General features: G+C 67.2%; 23 protein-coding genes. 21 read left to right on the forward strand and 2 right to left on the reverse strand.

Annotated elements, in window-relative coordinates:
- Positions 1–11: 11 nt before the first annotated feature.
- Positions 12–3,887, forward strand: coding sequence for a DNA-directed RNA polymerase subunit beta' (locus ACBJ32_RS51670; RefSeq protein ID WP_357886221.1), 3,876 nt, complete (start codon positions 12–14; stop codon positions 3,885–3,887).
- Between the two features lie 172 nt (positions 3,888–4,059).
- Here the strand turns inward: ACBJ32_RS51670 and ACBJ32_RS51675 are convergent, their stop codons facing one another.
- Both ACBJ32_RS51675 and ACBJ32_RS51680 read right to left on the reverse strand, forming a co-directional pair.
- Positions 4,060–4,437, reverse strand: a complete 378-nt coding sequence (locus tag ACBJ32_RS51675; protein WP_375133177.1) for a DUF5955 family protein — start codon at positions 4,435–4,437, stop codon at positions 4,060–4,062.
- Entirely contained in the window at positions 4,434–6,326 is a 1,893-nt protein-coding gene (locus ACBJ32_RS51680; RefSeq protein WP_375133178.1) for an FHA domain-containing protein, read from the reverse strand. The genes ACBJ32_RS51675 and ACBJ32_RS51680 overlap by 4 nt, the downstream gene beginning before the upstream one ends.
- Before the next feature lie 519 nt (positions 6,327–6,845).
- On the opposite strand from ACBJ32_RS51680, the gene rpsL reads away from it, so the two are divergent.
- From rpsL to rpsH, 20 genes are all read left to right on the forward strand, one after another.
- Positions 6,846–7,220 (forward strand): 30S ribosomal protein S12, encoded by a 375-nt coding sequence (gene rpsL, locus ACBJ32_RS51685; protein ID WP_020542315.1) that lies wholly within the window; start codon positions 6,846–6,848, stop codon positions 7,218–7,220.
- A 2-nt stretch (positions 7,221–7,222) separates the two neighbouring features.
- The gene (gene rpsG / locus ACBJ32_RS51690) at positions 7,223–7,693 is read left to right on the forward strand and encodes a 30S ribosomal protein S7 (protein WP_043623423.1); all 471 of its coding nucleotides are present in this window, start codon (positions 7,223–7,225) and stop codon (positions 7,691–7,693) included.
- Between the two features lie 84 nt (positions 7,694–7,777).
- The gene (gene fusA, locus ACBJ32_RS51695; protein WP_375133179.1) at positions 7,778–9,826 is read left to right on the forward strand and encodes an elongation factor G; all 2,049 of its coding nucleotides are present in this window, start codon (positions 7,778–7,780) and stop codon (positions 9,824–9,826) included.
- Positions 9,827–9,976: 150 nt separating this feature from the next.
- Complete coding sequence (tuf, locus tag ACBJ32_RS51700) at positions 9,977–11,170, forward strand: elongation factor Tu (RefSeq protein WP_375133180.1); 1,194 nt, start codon at positions 9,977–9,979, stop codon at positions 11,168–11,170.
- A gap of 254 nt (positions 11,171–11,424) precedes the next feature.
- Positions 11,425–11,733 carry a 30S ribosomal protein S10 gene (rpsJ, locus tag ACBJ32_RS51705; protein WP_012887830.1) on the forward strand — a complete coding sequence of 103 codons (309 nt, stop codon included), beginning with the start codon at positions 11,425–11,427 and terminating at the stop codon, positions 11,731–11,733.
- 14 nt (positions 11,734–11,747) lie between these two features.
- Entirely contained in the window at positions 11,748–12,401 is a 654-nt protein-coding gene (gene rplC / locus ACBJ32_RS51710) for a 50S ribosomal protein L3 (protein WP_148439698.1), read from the forward strand.
- On the forward strand, positions 12,398–13,045 hold the full coding sequence (gene rplD, locus ACBJ32_RS51715) for a 50S ribosomal protein L4 (protein WP_357886227.1): 648 nt from the start codon (positions 12,398–12,400) through the stop codon (positions 13,043–13,045). The genes rplC and rplD overlap by 4 nt, the downstream gene beginning before the upstream one ends.
- Entirely contained in the window at positions 13,045–13,347 is a 303-nt protein-coding gene (rplW, locus tag ACBJ32_RS51720) for a 50S ribosomal protein L23 (RefSeq protein WP_080043238.1), read from the forward strand. Before rplD ends, rplW begins: the two co-directional genes overlap by 1 nt.
- 105 nt (positions 13,348–13,452) lie before the next feature.
- Complete coding sequence (rplB, locus tag ACBJ32_RS51725; protein WP_080043237.1) at positions 13,453–14,289, forward strand: 50S ribosomal protein L2; 837 nt, start codon at positions 13,453–13,455, stop codon at positions 14,287–14,289.
- A gap of 11 nt (positions 14,290–14,300) precedes the next feature.
- Positions 14,301–14,579, forward strand: coding sequence for a 30S ribosomal protein S19 (rpsS, locus tag ACBJ32_RS51730; protein ID WP_030451498.1), 279 nt, complete (start codon positions 14,301–14,303; stop codon positions 14,577–14,579).
- Between the two features lie 24 nt (positions 14,580–14,603).
- Positions 14,604–14,957, forward strand: a complete 354-nt coding sequence (rplV, locus tag ACBJ32_RS51735; protein WP_049572697.1) for a 50S ribosomal protein L22 — start codon at positions 14,604–14,606, stop codon at positions 14,955–14,957.
- Positions 14,957–15,802 (forward strand): 30S ribosomal protein S3, encoded by an 846-nt coding sequence (rpsC, locus tag ACBJ32_RS51740; RefSeq protein WP_080043234.1) that lies wholly within the window; start codon positions 14,957–14,959, stop codon positions 15,800–15,802. Before rplV ends, rpsC begins: the two co-directional genes overlap by 1 nt.
- 2 nt (positions 15,803–15,804) lie before the next feature.
- Positions 15,805–16,224, forward strand: a complete 420-nt coding sequence (gene rplP, locus ACBJ32_RS51745; protein WP_080043233.1) for a 50S ribosomal protein L16 — start codon at positions 15,805–15,807, stop codon at positions 16,222–16,224.
- Positions 16,224–16,460 (forward strand): 50S ribosomal protein L29, encoded by a 237-nt coding sequence (gene rpmC, locus ACBJ32_RS51750; RefSeq protein ID WP_106253417.1) that lies wholly within the window; start codon positions 16,224–16,226, stop codon positions 16,458–16,460. Before rplP ends, rpmC begins: the two co-directional genes overlap by 1 nt.
- Positions 16,453–16,755 carry a 30S ribosomal protein S17 gene (gene rpsQ / locus ACBJ32_RS51755; RefSeq protein ID WP_375133181.1) on the forward strand — a complete coding sequence of 101 codons (303 nt, stop codon included), beginning with the start codon at positions 16,453–16,455 and terminating at the stop codon, positions 16,753–16,755. Before rpmC ends, rpsQ begins: the two co-directional genes overlap by 8 nt.
- A 191-nt stretch (positions 16,756–16,946) precedes the next feature.
- The gene (gene rplN / locus ACBJ32_RS51760; RefSeq protein ID WP_090769698.1) at positions 16,947–17,318 is read left to right on the forward strand and encodes a 50S ribosomal protein L14; all 372 of its coding nucleotides are present in this window, start codon (positions 16,947–16,949) and stop codon (positions 17,316–17,318) included.
- A 12-nt stretch (positions 17,319–17,330) separates the two neighbouring features.
- Positions 17,331–17,621 carry a 50S ribosomal protein L24 gene (gene rplX, locus ACBJ32_RS51765; RefSeq protein WP_357886457.1) on the forward strand — a complete coding sequence of 97 codons (291 nt, stop codon included), beginning with the start codon at positions 17,331–17,333 and terminating at the stop codon, positions 17,619–17,621.
- A complete protein-coding gene (gene rplE / locus ACBJ32_RS51770; protein ID WP_043623458.1) occupies positions 17,621–18,196 on the forward strand; it encodes a 50S ribosomal protein L5 in 576 nt (191 codons plus the stop codon). Before rplX ends, rplE begins: the two co-directional genes overlap by 1 nt.
- Positions 18,197–18,200: 4 nt before the next feature.
- Entirely contained in the window at positions 18,201–18,386 is a 186-nt protein-coding gene (locus tag ACBJ32_RS51775) for a type Z 30S ribosomal protein S14 (protein WP_020542298.1), read from the forward strand.
- Positions 18,387–18,544: 158 nt separating this feature from the next.
- Complete coding sequence (rpsH, locus tag ACBJ32_RS51780; protein ID WP_020542297.1) at positions 18,545–18,943, forward strand: 30S ribosomal protein S8; 399 nt, start codon at positions 18,545–18,547, stop codon at positions 18,941–18,943.
- Positions 18,944–18,945: the final 2 nt, after the last annotated feature.

The following is an 18,945-nucleotide window of genomic DNA, read 5'->3' on the forward strand; positions in this document are numbered from 1 at the left end:
GATCGCACAAAATGCTAGACGTCAACTTCTTCGACGAGCTCAGGATCGGTCTTGCGACGGCTGACGACATCCGTCAGTGGTCGCACGGCGAGGTCAAGAAGCCCGAGACGATCAACTACCGAACCCTCAAGCCGGAAAAGGACGGGCTCTTCTGCGAGAAGATCTTCGGTCCGACCCGCGACTGGGAGTGCTACTGCGGTAAGTACAAGCGCGTCCGGTTCAAGGGCATCATCTGTGAGCGCTGTGGCGTCGAGGTGACTCGCGCCAAGGTGCGTCGTGAGCGGATGGGCCACATCGAGCTGGCCGCGCCGGTCACGCACATCTGGTACTTCAAGGGCGTCCCGTCGCGCCTCGGCTACCTGCTCGACCTCGCCCCGAAGGACCTGGAGAAGGTCATCTACTTCGCGGCGTACATGATCACGCATGTCGACACCGAGATGCGTGAGCGTGACCTGCCCTCGCTGGAGGCGAAGATCTCCGTCGAGCGGCAGCACATCGAGCAGCGCCGCGACGCCGACGTCGAGGCCCGGCAGAAGAAGCTCGAGGCCGACCTGGCCGAGCTGGAGGCTGCCGGCGCCAAGGGCGACCAGCGCCGCAAGGTCCGCGAGGGCGCCGAGCGCGAGATGCGTCAGCTTCGCGACCGCGCCCAGCGCGAGCTGGACCGGCTCGACGAGGTCTGGAGCCGCTTCAAGAACCTCAAGGTCCAGGACCTCGAGGGCGACGAGCTGCTCTACCGCGAGATGCGCGACCGCTTCGGCCGCTACTTCAAGGGCGGCATGGGCGCGCAGGCGATCCAGGACCGCCTGATCAGCTTCGACCTCGACGCCGAGGCGGAGAACCTGCGCGAGACCATCCGCAGCGGCAAGGGCCAGAAGAAGGCCCGCGCCCTCAAGCGGCTCAAGGTCGTGTCGGCGTTCCTGAACACGACCAACTCGCCGCGCGGCATGGTGCTCGACTGCATCCCGGTCATCCCGCCGGACCTGCGCCCGATGGTGCAGCTCGACGGTGGCCGGTTCGCCACCTCCGACCTCAACGACCTGTACCGCCGGGTCATCAACCGCAACAACCGCCTCAAGCGTCTGCTCGATCTCGGCGCGCCCGAGATCATCGTGAACAACGAGAAGCGGATGCTGCAGGAGGCCGTGGACGCGCTGTTCGACAACGGCCGCCGCGGTCGCCCGGTCACCGGTCCCGGCAACCGGCCGCTGAAGTCCCTCAGCGACATGCTGAAGGGCAAGCAGGGTCGTTTCCGCCAGAACCTGCTGGGCAAGCGAGTCGACTACTCCGGCCGTTCGGTCATCGTCGTCGGCCCGCAGCTCAAGCTGCACCAGTGCGGTCTGCCCAAGCAGATGGCGCTGGAGCTGTTCAAGCCGTTCGTGATGAAGAGGCTCGTGGACCTCAACCACGCGCAGAACATCAAGTCGGCCAAGCGGATGGTCGAGCGCGCCCGGCCCGTGGTGTGGGACGTGCTCGAAGAGGTCATCACCGAGCACCCGGTGCTGCTCAACCGCGCTCCGACGCTCCACCGTCTGGGCATCCAGGCGTTCGAGCCGCAGCTGGTCGAGGGCAAGGCCATCCAGATCCACCCGCTCGTCTGCACCGCGTTCAACGCGGACTTCGACGGTGACCAGATGGCCGTGCACCTGCCGCTGTCGGCTGAGGCCCAGGCCGAGGCACGCATCCTGATGCTCTCGACCAACAACATCCTCAAGCCGGCCGACGGCAAGCCCGTCACCATGCCCACCCAGGACATGGTCATCGGCCTCTACTGGCTGACCACCCAGAAGGACGGCGCGCTGGGCGAGGGCCGCGTGTTCGGCTCGATCGCCGAGGCGCAGATGGCCTTCGACCGCCGCGAGCTGGAGATCCAGGCGAAGATCCAGATCCGGCTCAAGGACGTCCTGCCGCCGCGCGACTGGGTGGCCCCCGAGGGCTGGGAGCAGGGCGACCCGATCCGGCTGGAGACCACGTTCGGGCGGTGCCTGTTCAACCAGACGCTGCCGGACAGCTACCCCTTCGTCGACTTCCAGGTCGGCAAGAAGCAGCTGTCCACGATCGTGAACGAGCTGGCGGAGACCTACCCCAAGATCGAGGTCGCCAACTCGCTCGACGCGCTCAAGGACGCCGGCTTCCGCTGGGCGACCCGCTCCGGTGTCACGATCTCGATCGAGGACGTCGTCGCGCCGCCGAACAAGCAGGACATCATGGAGAACTACGAGCGCCGGGCCGACAAGGTTCAGCGCGAGTACGAGCGCGGTCTGATCACCGACGAGGAGCGCCGCCAGGAGCTCATCGAGATCTGGACGCACGCGACGGCCGACGTCGAGACCGACATGGTCAACGCCTTCCCGGCGACCAACCCGGTCTGGATGATGGTCAACTCCGGTGCCCGTGGTAACAAGATGCAGGTCCGGCAGATCGCCGGTATCCGCGGCCTGGTGTCCAACACCAAGGGTGAGACGATCCCGCGGCCGATCAAGGCCTCGTTCCGCGAGGGCCTGTCGGTGCTGGAGTACTTCATCTCCACCCACGGTCAGCGGAAGGGTCTGGCCGACACCGCTCTGCGTACCGCCGACTCGGGTTACCTGACCCGTCGTCTGGTGGACGTGGCGCAGGACGTCATCGTGCGCGAGATCGACTGCGGCACCGACCGCGCGGTCCCGCTGCACGTGGCCGACCGCGACCCGTCGGGCAACCTGGTCAAGGCGGAGAACGCCGAGTCCAACGTGCACGGCCGCATCCTGGCCGAGGACGTCGAGGTCGACGGCAAGATCATCGCCCCGGCGGGTGTCGACATCAACGACATCCACGTGACGAAGCTGGTCGAGGCCGGCGTCGAGACGGTCCGCACCCGCAGCGCGCTCGTCTGCGAGGCCAAGATCGGTGTCTGCGCGACCTGCTACGGCCGCTCGCTGGCCACCGGCAAGCTCGTGGACGTCGGCGAGGCGGTCGGCATCATCGCCGCCCAGTCGATCGGTGAGCCCGGCACGCAGCTGACGATGCGTACCTTCCACACCGGTGGTGTGGCCGGTGCCGACATCACCCACGGTCTGCCCCGTGTCACGGAGCTCTTCGAGGCGCGCATCCCCAAGGGTGTCGCCCCGATCTCCGAGGCCGAGGGCCGGGTCCGGATCGACGAGACCGACAAGACCAGGAAGATCGTCATCACCCCCGACGACGGCTCGGAGGAGATCGCGTACCCGGTCTCGATGCGCTCGCGCCTGCTCGTGCAGGAGGGGCAGCGCGTCACGGTCGGTCAGCAGCTCGTCGCCGGTGCCGTCAACCCGAACGAGGTGCTGCGCATCCTCGGCCCGCGGGCCGTGCAGCTGCACCTGGTGGCGGAGGTCCAGCAGGTCTACCGCTCGCAGGGTGTGTCGATCCACGACAAGCACATCGAGATCATCGTGCGGCAGATGCTCAAGCGCGTGAACGTGCTGGAGTCCGGTGACACCGACCTGCTGCCCGGCGAGCTCGTGGAGCGTCCGCGCTTCGAGCAGATGAACCGCGAGACCGTGGCCGAGGGCGGGTCGCCCGCCGCCGGCCGTCCGGTGCTCATGGGCATCACGAAGGCGTCGCTGGCCACCGAGTCGTGGCTGTCGGCGGCCTCCTTCCAGGAGACGACCCGGGTGCTGACGGACGCGGCGATCCACGCCAAGTCCGACTCGCTGCTGGGCCTGAAGGAGAACGTCATCATCGGTAAGCTCATCCCGGCCGGTACCGGCATGCCGCAGTACCGCAACATCCGGGTGGAGCCGACCGAGGAGGCCAAGGCCGCCATGTACACGGTGGGCGGTTACGACGGCTCCGCCGCGGACTACACCTTCGGCACTGGCAGCGGCGAGGCCGTCCCGCTGGAGGAGTACGACTTCGGTCAGTACAACAGGTGATTTCCTAGTCGCCTGCAGGTGAAGCGCCCGGGTCTCTCGTCGGAGAGGCCCGGGCGCGTCGCGTTACGGCCCTCGTCCTGTCACGGCATGCTGTGCTCACCCCGCCAGGGCCCTCCGCTGAGCCTTTCAGCGGAGGGCCGGCGTTACGGCGCATCGTGGGCCGGTGGCGTGGTCAGAGCATCGCCGTGAGAAGTTCCCTGACCTTGGTGGCCGCCTCGGTGATCGCGGTCACGCCGCCGGCGGAGGCCGTCAGCATGCTGAGGAAGCCCGTGAGGCGGTTCGGGCGCTGTTCGCCCTCCACCTCCTCCCGCAGGAGTTCGACCGCGGTGCTCGCGCCCTGGGGGTCGGCCAGCTCGTTCTGGTGGCGGGCGACGACGTTCAGCAGGCCGTTGATCAGAGTGCGCAGCTCCTCCTGCTGCGCGGCGGTGCCGTGGTCGTTGACCACGCCGTGGAAGTGGGAGCCGGGGGCGTGGCCGAAGTTGGAGCCGGGGGCGTTGCCCAGGTTGATGCCTTGGGCGCCGCTGAAGTTCCCGCCGTCGCGCTGGGTCATGGGGTGTCGCCTTTCTGTGCCGGGCCTGTGCTGCCGCGGAAGTGGGAGCCGGGGGCGTGGCCGAAGTTGGAACCGGGCGCGTTGCCGAAGTTGGAGCCGCGGGCGTCGATCTTGTTGTGGGTGACCTGGGTGATGCGCTGGGCCACCTCGCCGGTGTCGATGCCGTGGTCGGACAGGAAGCGGCTGATGGCCTTGAACACCGCCTCGTGGACGACCTGGTCGAACATCTCGACGTCGCGTTCGATGAAGAAGCGGCGCAGGTCGTCGCCCATCGCGATCTCCCGTACGCTCCTGAGCGCGCCGTAGTCGTACAGGCCGCGGTTCTGGATGACCGTGCGGTCGTCGCGTTCCTGGCGGCGCAGGGCCGCGCCTCTGGCCGAGCGCATGGCGAGCCGGTAGGGCGCGGTGAGCAGCAGCGGGATCGTCCTGGCCGCGCCCTCCCCGATGGCGACGGCCAGGCCCGTCAGCGGGTCGGAGGAGATCCGGTCCACCTCGGAGTACTTGGGCGCCAGCGGATAGAGCATGTACGTGCTGCCCTCCAGGAAGAGGGAGCCGCGCAGCCGGATGGCTCTGATGAAGATGGTGACGATCAGCTGGCCGCCCCAGCCGAGGACCTCCACGCACAGGTAGACGCGGGCCGAGGACTCCGGCGTCCGCGAGACCGCGCGCAGCAGCTCGGCGTCCGTCGTGACCAGCGGCGGGGCGAGGGGGTCGGGTAACAGCTCGGGGGCGTGGTTGATGTCGACGCCGTTGATGAACAGCCGCTCGGTCAGCCGGAGGTTCGGCAGCCCCGTGGCGGCCACCTCCCGCGCGAGGTGGGCGTGCACGTCGTCGGAGTGGAAGGGGCGGGGCGGGCGGTCCTTGTGCGCGGGCTTGGTGATGTCGATCGCGAACGACCAGCCGTGGTACTCCTCGCCGCTGCCGACGAAGGGGCGGTAGCCGGAGAACACCATGACGTTCCCGTGCTGGGCCTGGACGAGGCGGCGGACCTGGCGCCGGGCGCGCGGGCCGAACGGGGCGGGAGCGGAGCCGGCCGTGAAGCGGCGGCTGGACAGGCGCCCGCCGAGGACGATGACCCTGGTGTGGAAGAGGTGCGCGGCCACCACCAGCCAGGCCGGCGCGAGGGGGAGCAGGGCCAGCACGACGAGCCTCAGCGGGCTCAGGTCGTCCAGGTCGTCGAGGTCGTCCAGGACGTCGAAGGCGTCCAGGTCGGGCAGGGCGCCGGCCGCGGCCGCCGCGACGGTGCCGAGCGCGGCGCAGGCAATGAGCAGGAGGAGCACGTCGCGGACGGTGCGGTGGCGCTCGGCGGCGAGCGCGTGCTTGGCCACCGCGGGCAGCTCCACCCCGTACGAGGGGGCGGTGGCCCGGTAGGGACGGCCGAGGGTCTCCCGGATGACCTCGTGGGCGAAGGAGGCTTCGAGATAGCCGGCCGCGCACAGGTAGCGCGTGGTGTTCGTGGGCCGCTGGAGGGGAGCGGAGGTGGTGTGGTGCTCGTCCGGCACGCCGCCGCCCTGGATCTGCAGCACGGCCTCCACGCCGCCCATGCGGACGCGCTGGCCCACGGCCAGGCGTACGGGCTGGTGGATGCGCGCGCCGTCGACCCAGGTGCCGTTGGTGGAGTCGCAGTCGGCGATCCATGCCGACCCGCCGGCGAGCCAGACCCTGGCGTGCCTGCGGCTGATCTCCTGGGAGTCGATGCGCAGGGACGCCGTGCGGCCGATCTCGGTAGGCGCCTCCGAGACGGGCAGGCGCAGGCCCCGCAGCTCGCGGGGCTTGACGAGGACGAGTTCGAAGGGGGAGGTGTGGGAGCCGGGCCAGTGCCCGTCGGCCGCCTCAGACAACGCGGCCTCCGCCCAGGTGTCGGGGGAGCCCCTGGTGCGGCTGGTCAAGGAGCTGTGGCATGTCTGTCGTCCCTCTCGACGATTCGCCACGCGATGTTATCCGCGCGGTGAGGCGCCCGCTTCAGGGAGTGACCTAGGGATTACCCTAGGGACGGTCGCGCGGACTTCACCGTTCCGATGCCTGAGCTTCGGCGAAGCGCTCGCGAGATGGTCGCGAAGGCCGATATCATGGTCCGCGGAGCTGTAGATGGGCTGGATGAAAGGGCCCCCGGCGATCCGGAGTGGCAAGGCTTGCCGCCTTGTCGCGCCGTTTTGACGTGTCGCCAGGGCCTGGGTAGTCTTGAGCATCGTGCCCGTCTTCTAGCGGGCTCTCGACCGTGCGCTCATTGCGGGCGCGGGACGGCTTCCTGGCTCGTATCCTCGCGGACGTGTCTGTGTGAACAGCGCGACACGCCCGAGCGCGGGGGCGCCGAGACAAGAAAAACCAGCAGGTCATGACACCGGCAGTACCTGCGAAATGCAAGACCTGATGACGTAACACCGGCCAAGGCACGAAACGGAGTGGCAGTGCCCACTATTCAGCAGTTGGTCCGCAAGGGCCGGCAGGACAAGGTCTCCAAGACCAAGACTCCTGCCCTCAAGGGGAGTCCGCAGCGGCGCGGCGTGTGCCAGCGCGTTTACACCACGACCCCGAAGAAGCCCAACTCGGCACTGCGTAAGGTGGCCCGCGTTCGGCTCACGAACGGCATCGAGGTCACGGCCTACATCCCCGGTGTGGGTCACAACCTGCAGGAGCACTCCATCGTGCTCGTGCGTGGCGGTCGTGTGAAGGACCTGCCGGGTGTTCGCTACAAGATCATCCGTGGTTCGCTCGACACCCAGGGTGTCCGCAACCGCAAGCAGGCCCGTAGCCGCTACGGCGCGAAGAAGGAGAAGAGCTAACAATGCCTCGTAAGGGTTCTCCTGGCCGTCGTCAGCTCATGTCTGACCCGGTTTACAGCTCGCCGCTGGTGACTGCCCTGATCAACAAGGTGCTTCTGGACGGCAAGCGCTCCATCGCGCAGTCGATCGTCTACGGCGCCCTCGAGGGCTGCAGGGAGAAGACGGGCAACGACCCGGTCGTCACCCTGAAGCGCGCGCTTGACAACGTCAAGCCCACCCTCGAGGTCCGCAGCCGTCGTGTCGGTGGCGCGACCTACCAGGTGCCGGTCGAGGTGCGCGCCGCGCGCAGCACCACCCTGGCCCTGCGCTGGCTGGTGCAGTACTCCCGCGCCCGCCGCGAGAAGACCATGACCGAGCGCCTCATGAACGAGCTCCTCGACGCCAGCAACGGCCTCGGGGCGAGCGTCAAGAAGCGCGAGGACACCCACAAGATGGCCGAGTCCAACAAGGCCTTCGCTCACTACCGCTGGTAGTGGGATCGACGAGACGACGAGGACGCGAGAGAAGTGGCCACCCAGACCGCTCTTGACCTGGCCAAGGTCCGAAACATCGGGATCATGGCCCATATCGACGCGGGCAAGACCACCACGACCGAGCGCATCCTGTTCTACACCGGGATCAACTACAAGATCGGTGAAGTCCACGAGGGCGCTGCCACGATGGACTGGATGGAGCAGGAGCAGGAGCGCGGCATCACGATCACGTCTGCCGCGACCACCTGTGAGTGGATCGGTCACACGATCAACATCATCGACACTCCGGGTCACGTCGACTTCACCATCGAGGTCGAGCGCTCGCTGCGCGTCCTCGACGGTGCCGTCGCCGTGTTCGACGGTGTGGCCGGTGTCGAGCCGCAGTCGGAGACGGTGTGGCGTCAGGCTGACCGCTACGACGTCCCCCGGATCTGCTTCGTCAACAAGATGGACCGTGTCGGCGCGGAGTTCCACCGCTGCGTCGACATGATGATCAGCCGCCTGGGCGCGACCCCGGCTGTGATCCAGCTTCCGTGGGGCGTTGAGGCCGACTTCAAGGGCGTCATCGACCTCATCAAGATGAAGGGCCTCATCTGGAGCGCCGAGGCGGCCAAGGGCGAGATGTACGACACCGTCGACATCCCGGCCGACCACGCCGAGGCCGCCCGTGAGTGGCGTGACCGCCTCATCGAGACGGTCGCCGAGAACGACGACGAGCTGATGGAGCTCTTCCTCGAGGGCACCGAGCCCAGCGAGGAGCAGCTGGTCGCGGCCATCCGCCGCGCCACGCTGGCCAGCGCCATCAACCCGGTCCTGTGCGGCACCGCGTTCAAGAACAAGGGCGTGCAGCCCCTGCTCGACGCGATCGTCGCCTACCTCCCCGCCCCGACCGACATCCCGGCCTTCAAGGGCCACGCGGTCGGCAACGAGGAGAAGGTGATCGAGCGCCACGCGGACCCGAGCGAGCCGTTCTCCGCCCTGGCCTTCAAGATCGCCAGCGACCCGCACCTGGGCAAGATCACCTACATTCGCATCTACTCGGGCACGCTCGAGGCCGGTTCACAGGTCATCAACTCTGTGAAGGGCAAGAAGGAGCGGATCGGCAAGATCTACCAGATGCACGCCAACAAGCGCGAGGAGCGCCCGCAGGCGATCGCTGGTCAGATCGTGGCCGTCATGGGTCTGAAGGACACCACGACCGGTGACACCCTCTCCGACCCGTCGAACCAGGTCGTGCTCGAGTCGATGACGTTCCCGGCTCCGGTCATCAACGTCGCCATCGAGCCCAAGACCAAGGGCGACCAGGAGAAGCTCTCGACCGCCATCCAGCGCCTGGCCGAGGAGGACCCGTCCTTCCAGGTCCGCCGCGACGAGGAGACCGGTCAGACGGTCATCTGGGGCATGGGCGAGCTTCACCTGGAGATCCTCGTCGACCGCATGCGTCGCGAGTTCAAGGTCGAGGCCAACGTCGGCCGCCCGCAGGTCGCCTACCGCGAGACCATCCGCCGCAAGGTGGAGAAGGTCGACTACACCCACAAGAAGCAGACCGGTGGTTCCGGTCAGTTCGCGCGGGTCATCATCGACCTGGAGCCGCTGGGCGAGGGCAACGACGGTTACGAGTTCGAGAACAAGGTCACCGGTGGCCGCGTCCCGAGGGAATACATTCCGTCGGTCGACGCCGGCGCCCAGGAGGCCGCCGAGTTCGGCGTGCTGGCCGGCTACCCGATGGTGGGCGTGAAGGTTACGCTGACCGACGGTGCGGCCCACGACGTGGACTCCTCGGAAATGGCGTTCAAGATCGCCGGTTCGATGGCCTTCAAGGAGGCCGCGCGCAAGGCGGACGCCGTGCTCCTCGAGCCGATGATGGCCGTCGAGGTGACCACGCCCGAGGACTACATGGGTGATGTCATCGGTGACCTCAACGGTCGCCGCGGGCAGATCCAGGCGATGGACGACCGGGCCGGTGCCAAGGTCGTCCAGGCGCTCGTGCCGCTGTCTGAGATGTTCGGCTACGTGGGTGACCTGCGTAGCAAGACGCAGGGGCGCGCGAGCTACAGCATGCAGTTCGACTCCTACGCGGAGGTGCCTCCGGGCATCGCCAAGGAGATCGTCGCGAAGGCCCGGGGCGAGTAGTTTCCAGTCCGATCCCGCGAGGGATCGGACCGGGACTTCTGTCCTGGTCCCTGGTGGGGTGGTGCGAGCCACCCCGCCGCCAAGGGGTTCGGGAGTTCCCGGGCCCGAGTGTGTAGACGAAAGTCAGTCAGATTCTCAAGGAGAGAACCAGTGGCTAAGGCCAAGTTCGAGCGGACCAAGCCGCACATGAACATCGGCACCATTGGGCACATCGACCACGGCAAGACCACGCTGACCGCGGCGATCACCAAGGTGCTTCACGACCGTTTCCCCGAGCTGAACAAGGCGACCCCGTTCGACAAGATCGACAAGGCGCCCGAGGAGAAGGCTCGTGGTATCACGATCTCCATCGCGCACGTTGAGTACCAGACGGAGAAGCGTCACTACGCGCACGTTGACTGCCCGGGTCACGCCGACTACGTCAAGAACATGATCACCGGTGCCGCCCAGATGGACGGCGCCATCCTGGTGGTCGCCGCCACCGACGGCCCGATGCCGCAGACGAAGGAGCACGTCCTCCTGGCCCGCCAGGTCGGCGTCCCCTACATCGTCGTGGCCCTCAACAAGGCCGACATGGTGGACGACGAGGAGATCCTGGAGCTCGTCGAGCTCGAGGTCCGCGAGCTCCTGTCCGCTCAGGAGTTCCCCGGCGACGACCTGCCCGTCGTCCGCGTCTCCGCGCTCAAGGCTCTTGAGGGCGACGAGAAGTGGGCCGACAGCATCATCGAGCTGATGAACGCCGTCGACGAGAACGTCCCCGAGCCCCCGCGTGAGACGGAGAAGCCGTTCCTCATGCCGGTCGAGGACGTCTTCTCGATCACCGGTCGCGGCACCGTCGTCACCGGTCGTATCGAGCGCGGCATCGTCAAGGTCAACGAGCAGGTCGACATCATCGGCATCAAGCCGGAGAAGACCACGACCACCGTCACCAGCATCGAGATGTTCAACAAGATGCTCGACGAGGGTCACGCCGGTGACAACGCCGCCCTGCTGCTCCGCGGCATCAAGCGCGACGACGTCGAGCGCGGCCAGTGCATCATCAAGCCGGGCACGACGACCCCGCACACCGAGTTCACCGGCCAGGTCTACATCCTGTCCAAGGACGAGGGCGGCCGCCACACGCCGTTCTTCAACAACTACCGTCCTCAGTTCTACTTCCGTACGACTGACGTGACCGGTGTGGTGAACCTCCCCGAGGGCACCGAGATGGTCATGCCGGGCGACAACACCGAGATGCGCGTTGAGCTGATCCAGCCCATCGCCATGGAGGAAGGCCTCAAGTTCGCGATCCGTGAGGGTGGCCGCACCGTCGGCGCCGGTCGGGTCACGAAGATCATCAAGTAGCTAGACCGTCGGGGCGGCGGTCGGCCCCGAACCTTCGGGCCGGCCGCCGCACCGTGTAGGGCCCCATGCAGAGGCGCCGTGATCCAGCAGTCGCTTCGGCCCAGTGACCGAAGTCACTGCCGGATCACGGAAGAAAAGGCAGATCGACTACGTCTGCCTCGTGGGGTTAATGCGGGATTGCACCTGCATGAACACACAGCGGCACAGGCCGCACGATACTTTTTCAGACGACAGCGAAGGACACCGAGGCCACTATGGCGGGACAGAAGATCCGCATTCGGCTCAAGGCCTATGACCACGAGGTCATCGACAGCTCGGCCAAGAAGATCGTCGAGACGGTGACGCGGACTGGCGCGAAGGTCGCAGGCCCGGTGCCGCTGCCGACCGAGAAGAACGTGTACTGCGTCATCCGCTCGCCGCACAAGTACAAGGACAGCCGCGAGCACTTCGAGATGCGCACGCACAAGCGGCTGATTGACATCATCGACCCGACCCCCAAGACGGTTGACTCGCTCATGCGGCTCGACCTCCCCGCGGGTGTCGACATTTCGATCAAGCTCTGAGGGAACGCACTGACATGGCTAAGACGATCAAGGGCGTCCTGGGCAAGAAGCTCGGCATGACCCAGGTCTTCGACGCGGACAACCGGCTCGTCCCGGTCACCGTGGTCGAGGCCGGTCCGTGCGTGGTGACCCGCGTCCGCACCGCAGAGAAGGACGGCTACTCCGCCGTTCAGCTCGGCTTCGGGCAGGTCGACCCCCGGAAGGTCAACAAGCCGCTCGGCGACTACCTGCGTAAGCACGACATCACCCCGCGCCGTTACTTCGCGGAGATCCGCACCGACGACGCGAGCGACTACACCCTGGGCCAGGAGCTGCTGGCCGACACCTTCGAGGCGGGCCAGTTCGTCGACGTGACGGGCAAGAGCAAGGGCAAGGGCTTCGCCGGTGTCATGAAGCGGCACGGCTTCGGTGGTCTGGGCGCGTCGCACGGTACGCAGCGCAAGCACCGCTCGCCGGGTTCCATCGGTGGCTGCGCCACCCCGGGCCGCGTTTTCAAGGGTCTGCGCATGGCTGGCCGGATGGGTAACGTCCGCACCACTGTGCAGAGCCTCAAGGTTCACGCCGTGGACGCCGAGAAGGGCCTCATCCTGATCAAGGGTGCGATCCCCGGCGCCAACGGCAGCCTGGTCCTCGTCCGTACCGCTGCCAAGAAGGGGGCTGCCAAGTGAGCACCACTATTGACGTCCTCGACGCCAGCGGCGCGAAGGCCGGCACCGTCGACCTGCCCGAAGACATCTTCGGCGCCAAGGTCAACGTTCCGCTGATCCACCAGGTGGTCGTGGCCCAGCTCGCCGCTCGCCGGCAGGGCACCCACAAGGCCAAGACCCGCGGTGAGGTCTCCGGCGGTGGCAAGAAGCCGTACCGCCAGAAGGGCACCGGCCGCGCCCGCCAGGGCTCGACCCGCGCTCCGCAGTTCACCGGCGGTGGCACCGTCCACGGCCCCGTGCCGCGCGACTACTCGCAGCGCACGCCCAAGAAGATGAAGGCCGCCGCCCTGCGTGGCGCCCTGTCCGACCGGGCGAGCGGCAACCGCGTGCACGTGGTGAGCTCCCTGGTCTCGGGCGAGACGCCCAAGACCAAGGCCGCGCTGGAGGCCCTGCGCAAGATCACCCAGGCCGCCCGCGTCCTGGTCGTGGTCGACTCGGACGACGAGCTGACCTGGCTGAGCCTGCGCAACGCTCCCGAGGTCCACCTGCTGGACGCCGGGCAGCTCAACACCTACGACGTGCTCGTGCACGACGACGTGGTCTTCACCCAGGAGGCGTACGACCAGGTCGTGGCGCGGCTGAGTGGCGGGAAGGAAGACGCCTGATGGAGAAGATCGCCGACCCGCGCGACATCATCATCAAGCCGGTCGTCTCTGAGAAGAGCTACGGCCTGATCGATGAGAACAACAAGTACACGTTCCTGGTGAAGAAGACCGCGAACAAGACCCAGGTCAAGATCGCCGTCGAGCAGATCTTCGGGGTCAAGGTCACCAGCGTGAACACGATCAACCGGCAGGGCAAGCGCAAGCGCACCCGTACCGGTTACGGCAAGCGTCCCGACACCAAGCGCGCGATCGTGAGCCTGGTCGAGGGCGATCGGATCGACATCTTCGGTCAGATCGGCTAGCAGCCATAGAAGTGAGTGGGTCCCCCTAGGGCCCGCGGGGCTGAGACCGCCGCACCTCGGTGCGGCGGGCTCACCCATGTAACCGACGAAGGATGAACGAAAAAGATGGGCATCCGTAAATACAAGCCGACGACTCCGGGTCGCCGCGGATCCAGTGTCTCGGACTTCTCCGAGATCACCCGCAGCACTCCTGAGAAGTCGCTGCTTGCACCCCTTCACAGCAAGGGCGGCCGCAACGTACACGGCCGAGTCACCGCTCGCCACCAGGGCGGCGGTCACAAGCGCGCCTACCGGATCATCGACTTCCGCAGGCACGACAAGGACGGCATCCCGGCCAAGGTCGCTCACATCGAGTACGACCCCAACCGCACCGCCAACATCGCCCTGCTCCACTACGCCGACGGCGAGAAGCGCTACATCATCGCGCCGACCGGCCTCAAGCAGGGCGACAGGATCGAGAACGGCCCCGCCGCCGACATCAAGCCGGGCAACTGCCTGCCGCTGCGCAACATCCCGACCGGTACCTTCATCCACGCGGTGGAGCTCCGTCCGGGCGGTGGCGCCAAGCTCGGCCGCTCCGCGGGCGCGCAGATCCAGCTCCTCGCCAAGGAGGGCCAGTACGCCACGCTGCGTATGCCGTCCGGTGAGATGCGCATGGTGGACGTGCGCTGCCGGGCCACGGTGGGTCAGGTCGGCAACGCCGAGCAGGCCAACATCAACTGGGGTAAGGCCGGTCGTATGCGGTGGAAGGGCAAGCGCCCGACCGTCCGCGGTGTCGCGATGAACCCCGTCGACCACCCGCACGGTGGTGGTGAGGGCAAGACCTCCGGTGGTCGTCACCCGGTGAACCCCAAGGGCAAGCCCGAGGGCCGTACCCGTCAGGCGAACAAGGCCAGCGACAGGCTGATCATCCGCCGTCGGTCCAAGAGGAAGAAGCGGTAGGAGCAGCCGAAATGCCACGTAGCCTTAAGAAGGGTCCCTTCGTGGACGACCACCTTCAGAAGAAGGTGGACGCCCAGAACGAGAAGGGCACCAAGAATGTCATCAAGACGTGGTCGCGTCGCTCCATGATCGTTCCCGACATGCTCGGGCACACGATCGCCGTGCACGACGGCCGCAAGCACGTCCCGGTGTTCGTCACCGAGTCGATGATCGGGCACAAGCTCGGAGAGTTCGCCCCCACGCGCACGTTCCGCAGCCACGTCAAGGAAGACCGCCGCAGCCGGCGGTAAGCGTCCCAGAAGTAGGAGAAAGCGATGGAAGCCAGGGCTCAGGCGCGGTTCGTCCGTGTCACGCCCCTCAAGGCCCGCCGCGTGGTGGACCTTATTCGCGGGCTGCCCGCTTCGGAGGCGCAGGCCGTGCTGCAGTTCGCTCCCCAGTCGGCGAGCGAGCCGATCTACAAGGTGCTCAGTTCCGCCATGGCGAACGCCGAGCACAACTTCGATCTCGACCCCAGCACGCTCTTCGTGAGCCGCGCGTGGGTCGACGAGGGCCCGACGCTGAAGCGGTTCCGCCCGCGTGCACAGGGTCGCGCCTATCGGATCAACAAGCGGACGAGCCACATCACCGTGATCGTGGAGTCCCGCGAGCCGAAGGGAAGGACCCGATAGTGGGCCAGAAGGTTAACCCGCACGGGTTCCGCCTCGGCATCACGACCGACTTCAAGAGCCGGTGGTACGCCGACAAGCTGTACAAGTCCTACGTCGCCGAGGACGTGGCGATCCGCCGCATGCTGCAGAAGGGCATGGAGCGGGCCGGCATCTCCAAGGTCGAGATCGAGCGCACGACGGACCGCGTCCAGGTGGACATCCACACCGCGCGTCCCGGCATCGTGATCGGCCGCCGCGGCGCCGAGGCCGACAGGATCCGTGGCGACCTGGAGAAGCTGACCAAGAAGCAGGTCCAGCTCAACATCCTCGAGGTCAAGAACCCGGAGATCGACGCGCAGCTCGTCGCGCAGGGCGTGGCCGAGCAGCTGTCGAGCCGTGTGTCGTTCCGCCGCGCCATGCGCAAGGCGATGCAGTCGGCCATGAAGTCCGGCGCCAAGGGCATCCGTGTCCAGTGCTCCGGCCGTCTGGGCGGCGCCGAGATGTCGCGGTCGGAGTTCTACCGCGAGGGCCGCGTGCCGCTGCACACGCTCCGCGCGGACATCGACTACGGCTTCTACGAGGCCCGTACGACCTTCGGCCGCATCGGCGTGAAGGTCTGGATCTACAAGGGCGAGGCTCCGACGAGCCGCGCCGAGCGTGAGGCGGCTGCCGCCGGCGCTCGTGCCGGCCAGCGTCGCGAGCGCGACGACCGTCGTGGTGGCGGCGGCGACCGTCCGCGTCGTGGTGGCGGCGACCGCCCCCGTCGTGGCGGCGGCCGTGGCGACCGCGCCCCCCGCAACGAGGCGGCCTCGCAGGCCGCCCCCGAGACCGGCCCGGCTGCGCAGCCGGGTGCTGAAGGGAGCTGACCATGCTGATCCCGCGCAGGGTCAAGCACCGCAAGCAGCACCGGCCTGACCGCAGCGGAGCCGCCAAGGGCGGCACCAGGGTCGTGTTCGGCGAGTTCGGCATTCAGGCTGTTGAGCACTCCTACGTGACCAACCGCCAGATCGAGTCGGCTCGTATCGCCATGACCCGGCACATCCGCCGTGGCGGCAAGGTGTGGATCAACATCTACCCCGACCGTCCGCTCACGAAGAAGCCTGCCGAGACCCGCATGGGTTCCGGTAAGGGTTCGCCGGAGTGGTGGATCGCCAACGTCAAGCCCGGACGCGTGATGTTCGAGCTGTCCGGCGTGGCGGAGCCGATCGCTCGCGAGGCGCTTCAGCGTGCGATCCACAAGCTCCCGATGAAGTGCAAGATCGTTAAGCGTGAAGTGGGTGAGGCGTGATGGCTAAGGGCCTGACCGCCGGCGAGCTGCGGCTCGAGGACGAGGACACCCTCGTCCAGAAGCTGAAGGAGGCGAAGGAGGAGCTGTTCAACCTCCGCTTCCAGGCGGCGACCGGTCAGTTGGAGAGCCACGGGCGGCTGCGTGCCGTCCGCCGCGAGATCGCCCGTATCTACACCGTGATGCGCGAGCGCGAGCTGGGCATCGTCACGGTCGAGAAGGAGACGAGCGATGGCTGAGACCGAGACCACCGAGACCACTGCGGCCGCCGAGAGCGGCGAGCAGCGACACTTCCGCAAGGTCCGCGAGGGCCTCGTCGTCAGCGACAAGATGGACAAGACCGTCGTCGTCGCCGTCGAGGACCGCGTGAAGCACCGTCTGTACGGCAAGGTCATCCGCCGTACGACCAAGTACAAGGCGCACGACGAGGCCAACGCCTGCGGCGTCGGCGACCGCGTGCTGCTGATGGAGACCCGCCCCCTCTCCGCCACCAAGCGGTGGAGGGTCGTGGAGATCCTCGAGAAGGCCAAGTAGGCCCTCTCTGATACACCGCGCCTCGTGGGGGCTCCGAGAGCCCCCATGACGGCGTCCAAGGACGCGGGGCCTCACGGCCTCGCGTCGCCTGCGGTGCGGCGCCCTGCGGGGCGCTGTGGCCGTGGGAACAAGACAATGCCAGGTTCCGCCAGGCTCAGAAATGAGAACCGGCGCGACTAACAGGAGTAGACGTGATCCAGCAGGAGTCGCGGCTCAAGGTCGCCGACAACACGGGCGCGAAGGAGATCCTTTGCATCCGCGTTCTCGGTGGCTCGGGCCGACGCTACGCCGGTATCGGCGACATCATCGTCGCCACTGTCAAGGACGCGCTGCCGGGCAGCACGGGCGTCAAGAAGGGTGACGTGGTCAAGGCCGTCGTCGTCCGCACGGTCAAGGAGCGCCGCCGGCCCGACGGCTCCTACATCCGCTTCGACGAGAACGCCGCCGTCATCATCAAGGACAGCGGCGACCCTCGCGGCACTCGTATCTTCGGCCCGGTCGGCCGCGAGCTGCGCGACAAGAAGTTCATGCGCATCATCTCGCTCGCCCCGGAGGTGTTGTAAATGCCGAAGTCGCTGCACGTGCGCAAGGGTGACCTGGTCCAGGTCATCGCCGGCAAGGACAAGGGTGCCAAGGGTCGTGTGATCGCCACGCTGCCGCGCGAGGACCGCGTGGTGGTCGAGGGCGTCAACATGATCAAGAAGCACGCCAAGGAGACCCACCAGGGCCCGCGCGGCGCCAAGACCGGCGGCGTGCAGACCATGGAGGGCCCGATCCACGTCTCGAACGTGAAGAAGCTCAAGGACGACAAGCCCGCCGAGAAGAAGGCCGACGAGAAGGCCGACGAGACGGGTGAGGACAGCTGATGACTGCCACGACCACTGAGACCGAGCGCCCGACGCCGCGACTCAAGACGAAGTACCGCGAGGAGATCGCGGCGCAGCTTCGCGAGCAGTTCGGCATCGAGAACGTCATGCAGATCCCGGCCCTGACCAAGATCAAGGTCAACATGGGTGTGGGCGAGGCGGCTCGTGACTCCAAGCTCATCGAAGGTGCCGTCCGCGACCTCACCGCGATCACCGGCCAGAAGCCGGCCGTCGTCCGGGCGCGCAAGTCCATCGCGCAGTTCAAGCTGCGCGAGGGCATGCCGATCGGCGCGCACGTCACGCTGCGTGGCGACCGCATGTGGGAGTTCCTCGACCGGCTCCTGGCGCTGGCCCTGCCCCGTATCCGGGACTTCCGTGGCCTGTCGCCGAAGCAGTTCGACGGCAACGGCAACTACACGTTCGGTCTGACCGAGCAGGTCATGTTCCACGAGGTCGACCAGGACAAGGTCGACCGGCCGCGGGGCATGGACATCACGATCGTGACCACCGCGAAGAACGACGACCAGGGCCGGGCGCTGCTGAAGCTCCTCGGCTTCCCGTTCAAGGAGGCCTGATCCAATGGCGAAGAAGTCGCTGATCGCCAAGGCGGGGCGCAAGCAGAAGTTCGAGGTCCGGGCCTACACCCGTTGCTCGCGTTGTGGCCGGCCGCGCGCCGTCTACCGCAAGTTCGGGCTCTGCCGGGTGTGCTTCCGCGAGATGGCGCACCGGGGCGAGCTGCCCGGCATCACCAAGTCGAGCTGGTAGGTAACCTGGTGGGCGGCCCGAGTGCCGCCCATCGGGCACTCATATTTCAGTAGAAGACAGGACGTCTCCCTCAGCGGGACGTTCGTGACCACGCCAAAGGTCCACCGGCAGAGCGCTGCTTCGCCGACTGGAAACCGTGGCGAGGAAGGCCACTGGCCATGACGATGACCGACCCGATCGCAGACATGCTCACGCGTCTGCGCAACGCGAATTCGGCGTACCACGACAGCGTGTCGATGCCGTACTCGAAGATCAAGGCGCACATCGCCGAGATCCTCCAGCAGGAGGGCTACATCCAGGCCTGGACCGTCGAAGACGCCAAGGTCGGAAAGAACCTCGTGGTGGAGCTCAAGTTCGGGCCTACCCGTGAGCGGTCGCTCGCGGGCCTGCGCCGGGTTTCCAAGCCCGGTCTGCGGGTTTATGCGAAGAAGGACAACCTGCCTCGAGTCCTGGGCGGACTGGGCGTCGCGATCATCTCGACGTCCCACGGCCTCATGACCGACAAGCAGGCCGGCAAGCGTGGTGTGGGCGGGGAAGTCCTCGCCTACGTCTGGTAGAG

This window comes from Nonomuraea sp. GTA35, assembly GCF_041950525.1.
Classification (GTDB): Bacteria; Actinomycetota; Actinomycetes; order Streptosporangiales; family Streptosporangiaceae; genus Nonomuraea.

Excerpts from the sequence above, each read along its gene's own strand:
- ACBJ32_RS51670 (WP_357886221.1), top strand. The coding sequence starts at position 12 with ATGCTAGACGTCAACTTCTTCGACGAGCTCAGGATCGGTCTTGCGACG.
- ACBJ32_RS51675 (WP_375133177.1), bottom strand. The coding sequence starts at position 4,437 with ATGACCCAGCGCGACGGCGGGAACTTCAGCGGCGCCCAAGGCATCAAC.
- rpsG (WP_043623423.1), top strand. The coding sequence starts at position 7,223 with ATGCCTCGTAAGGGTTCTCCTGGCCGTCGTCAGCTCATGTCTGACCCG.
- fusA (WP_375133179.1), top strand. The coding sequence starts at position 7,778 with ATGGCCCATATCGACGCGGGCAAGACCACCACGACCGAGCGCATCCTG.
- rpsJ (WP_012887830.1), top strand. The coding sequence starts at position 11,425 with ATGGCGGGACAGAAGATCCGCATTCGGCTCAAGGCCTATGACCACGAG.
- rplC (WP_148439698.1), top strand. The coding sequence starts at position 11,748 with ATGGCTAAGACGATCAAGGGCGTCCTGGGCAAGAAGCTCGGCATGACC.
- rplW (WP_080043238.1), top strand. The coding sequence starts at position 13,045 with ATGGAGAAGATCGCCGACCCGCGCGACATCATCATCAAGCCGGTCGTC.
- rplB (WP_080043237.1), top strand. The coding sequence starts at position 13,453 with ATGGGCATCCGTAAATACAAGCCGACGACTCCGGGTCGCCGCGGATCC.
- rpsS (WP_030451498.1), top strand. The coding sequence starts at position 14,301 with ATGCCACGTAGCCTTAAGAAGGGTCCCTTCGTGGACGACCACCTTCAG.
- rplV (WP_049572697.1), top strand. The coding sequence starts at position 14,604 with ATGGAAGCCAGGGCTCAGGCGCGGTTCGTCCGTGTCACGCCCCTCAAG.
- rplP (WP_080043233.1), top strand. The coding sequence starts at position 15,805 with ATGCTGATCCCGCGCAGGGTCAAGCACCGCAAGCAGCACCGGCCTGAC.
- rpmC (WP_106253417.1), top strand. The coding sequence starts at position 16,224 with ATGGCTAAGGGCCTGACCGCCGGCGAGCTGCGGCTCGAGGACGAGGAC.
- rpsQ (WP_375133181.1), top strand. The coding sequence starts at position 16,453 with ATGGCTGAGACCGAGACCACCGAGACCACTGCGGCCGCCGAGAGCGGC.
- rplE (WP_043623458.1), top strand. The coding sequence starts at position 17,621 with ATGACTGCCACGACCACTGAGACCGAGCGCCCGACGCCGCGACTCAAG.
- ACBJ32_RS51775 (WP_020542298.1), top strand. The coding sequence starts at position 18,201 with ATGGCGAAGAAGTCGCTGATCGCCAAGGCGGGGCGCAAGCAGAAGTTC.
- rpsH (WP_020542297.1), top strand. The coding sequence starts at position 18,545 with ATGACGATGACCGACCCGATCGCAGACATGCTCACGCGTCTGCGCAAC.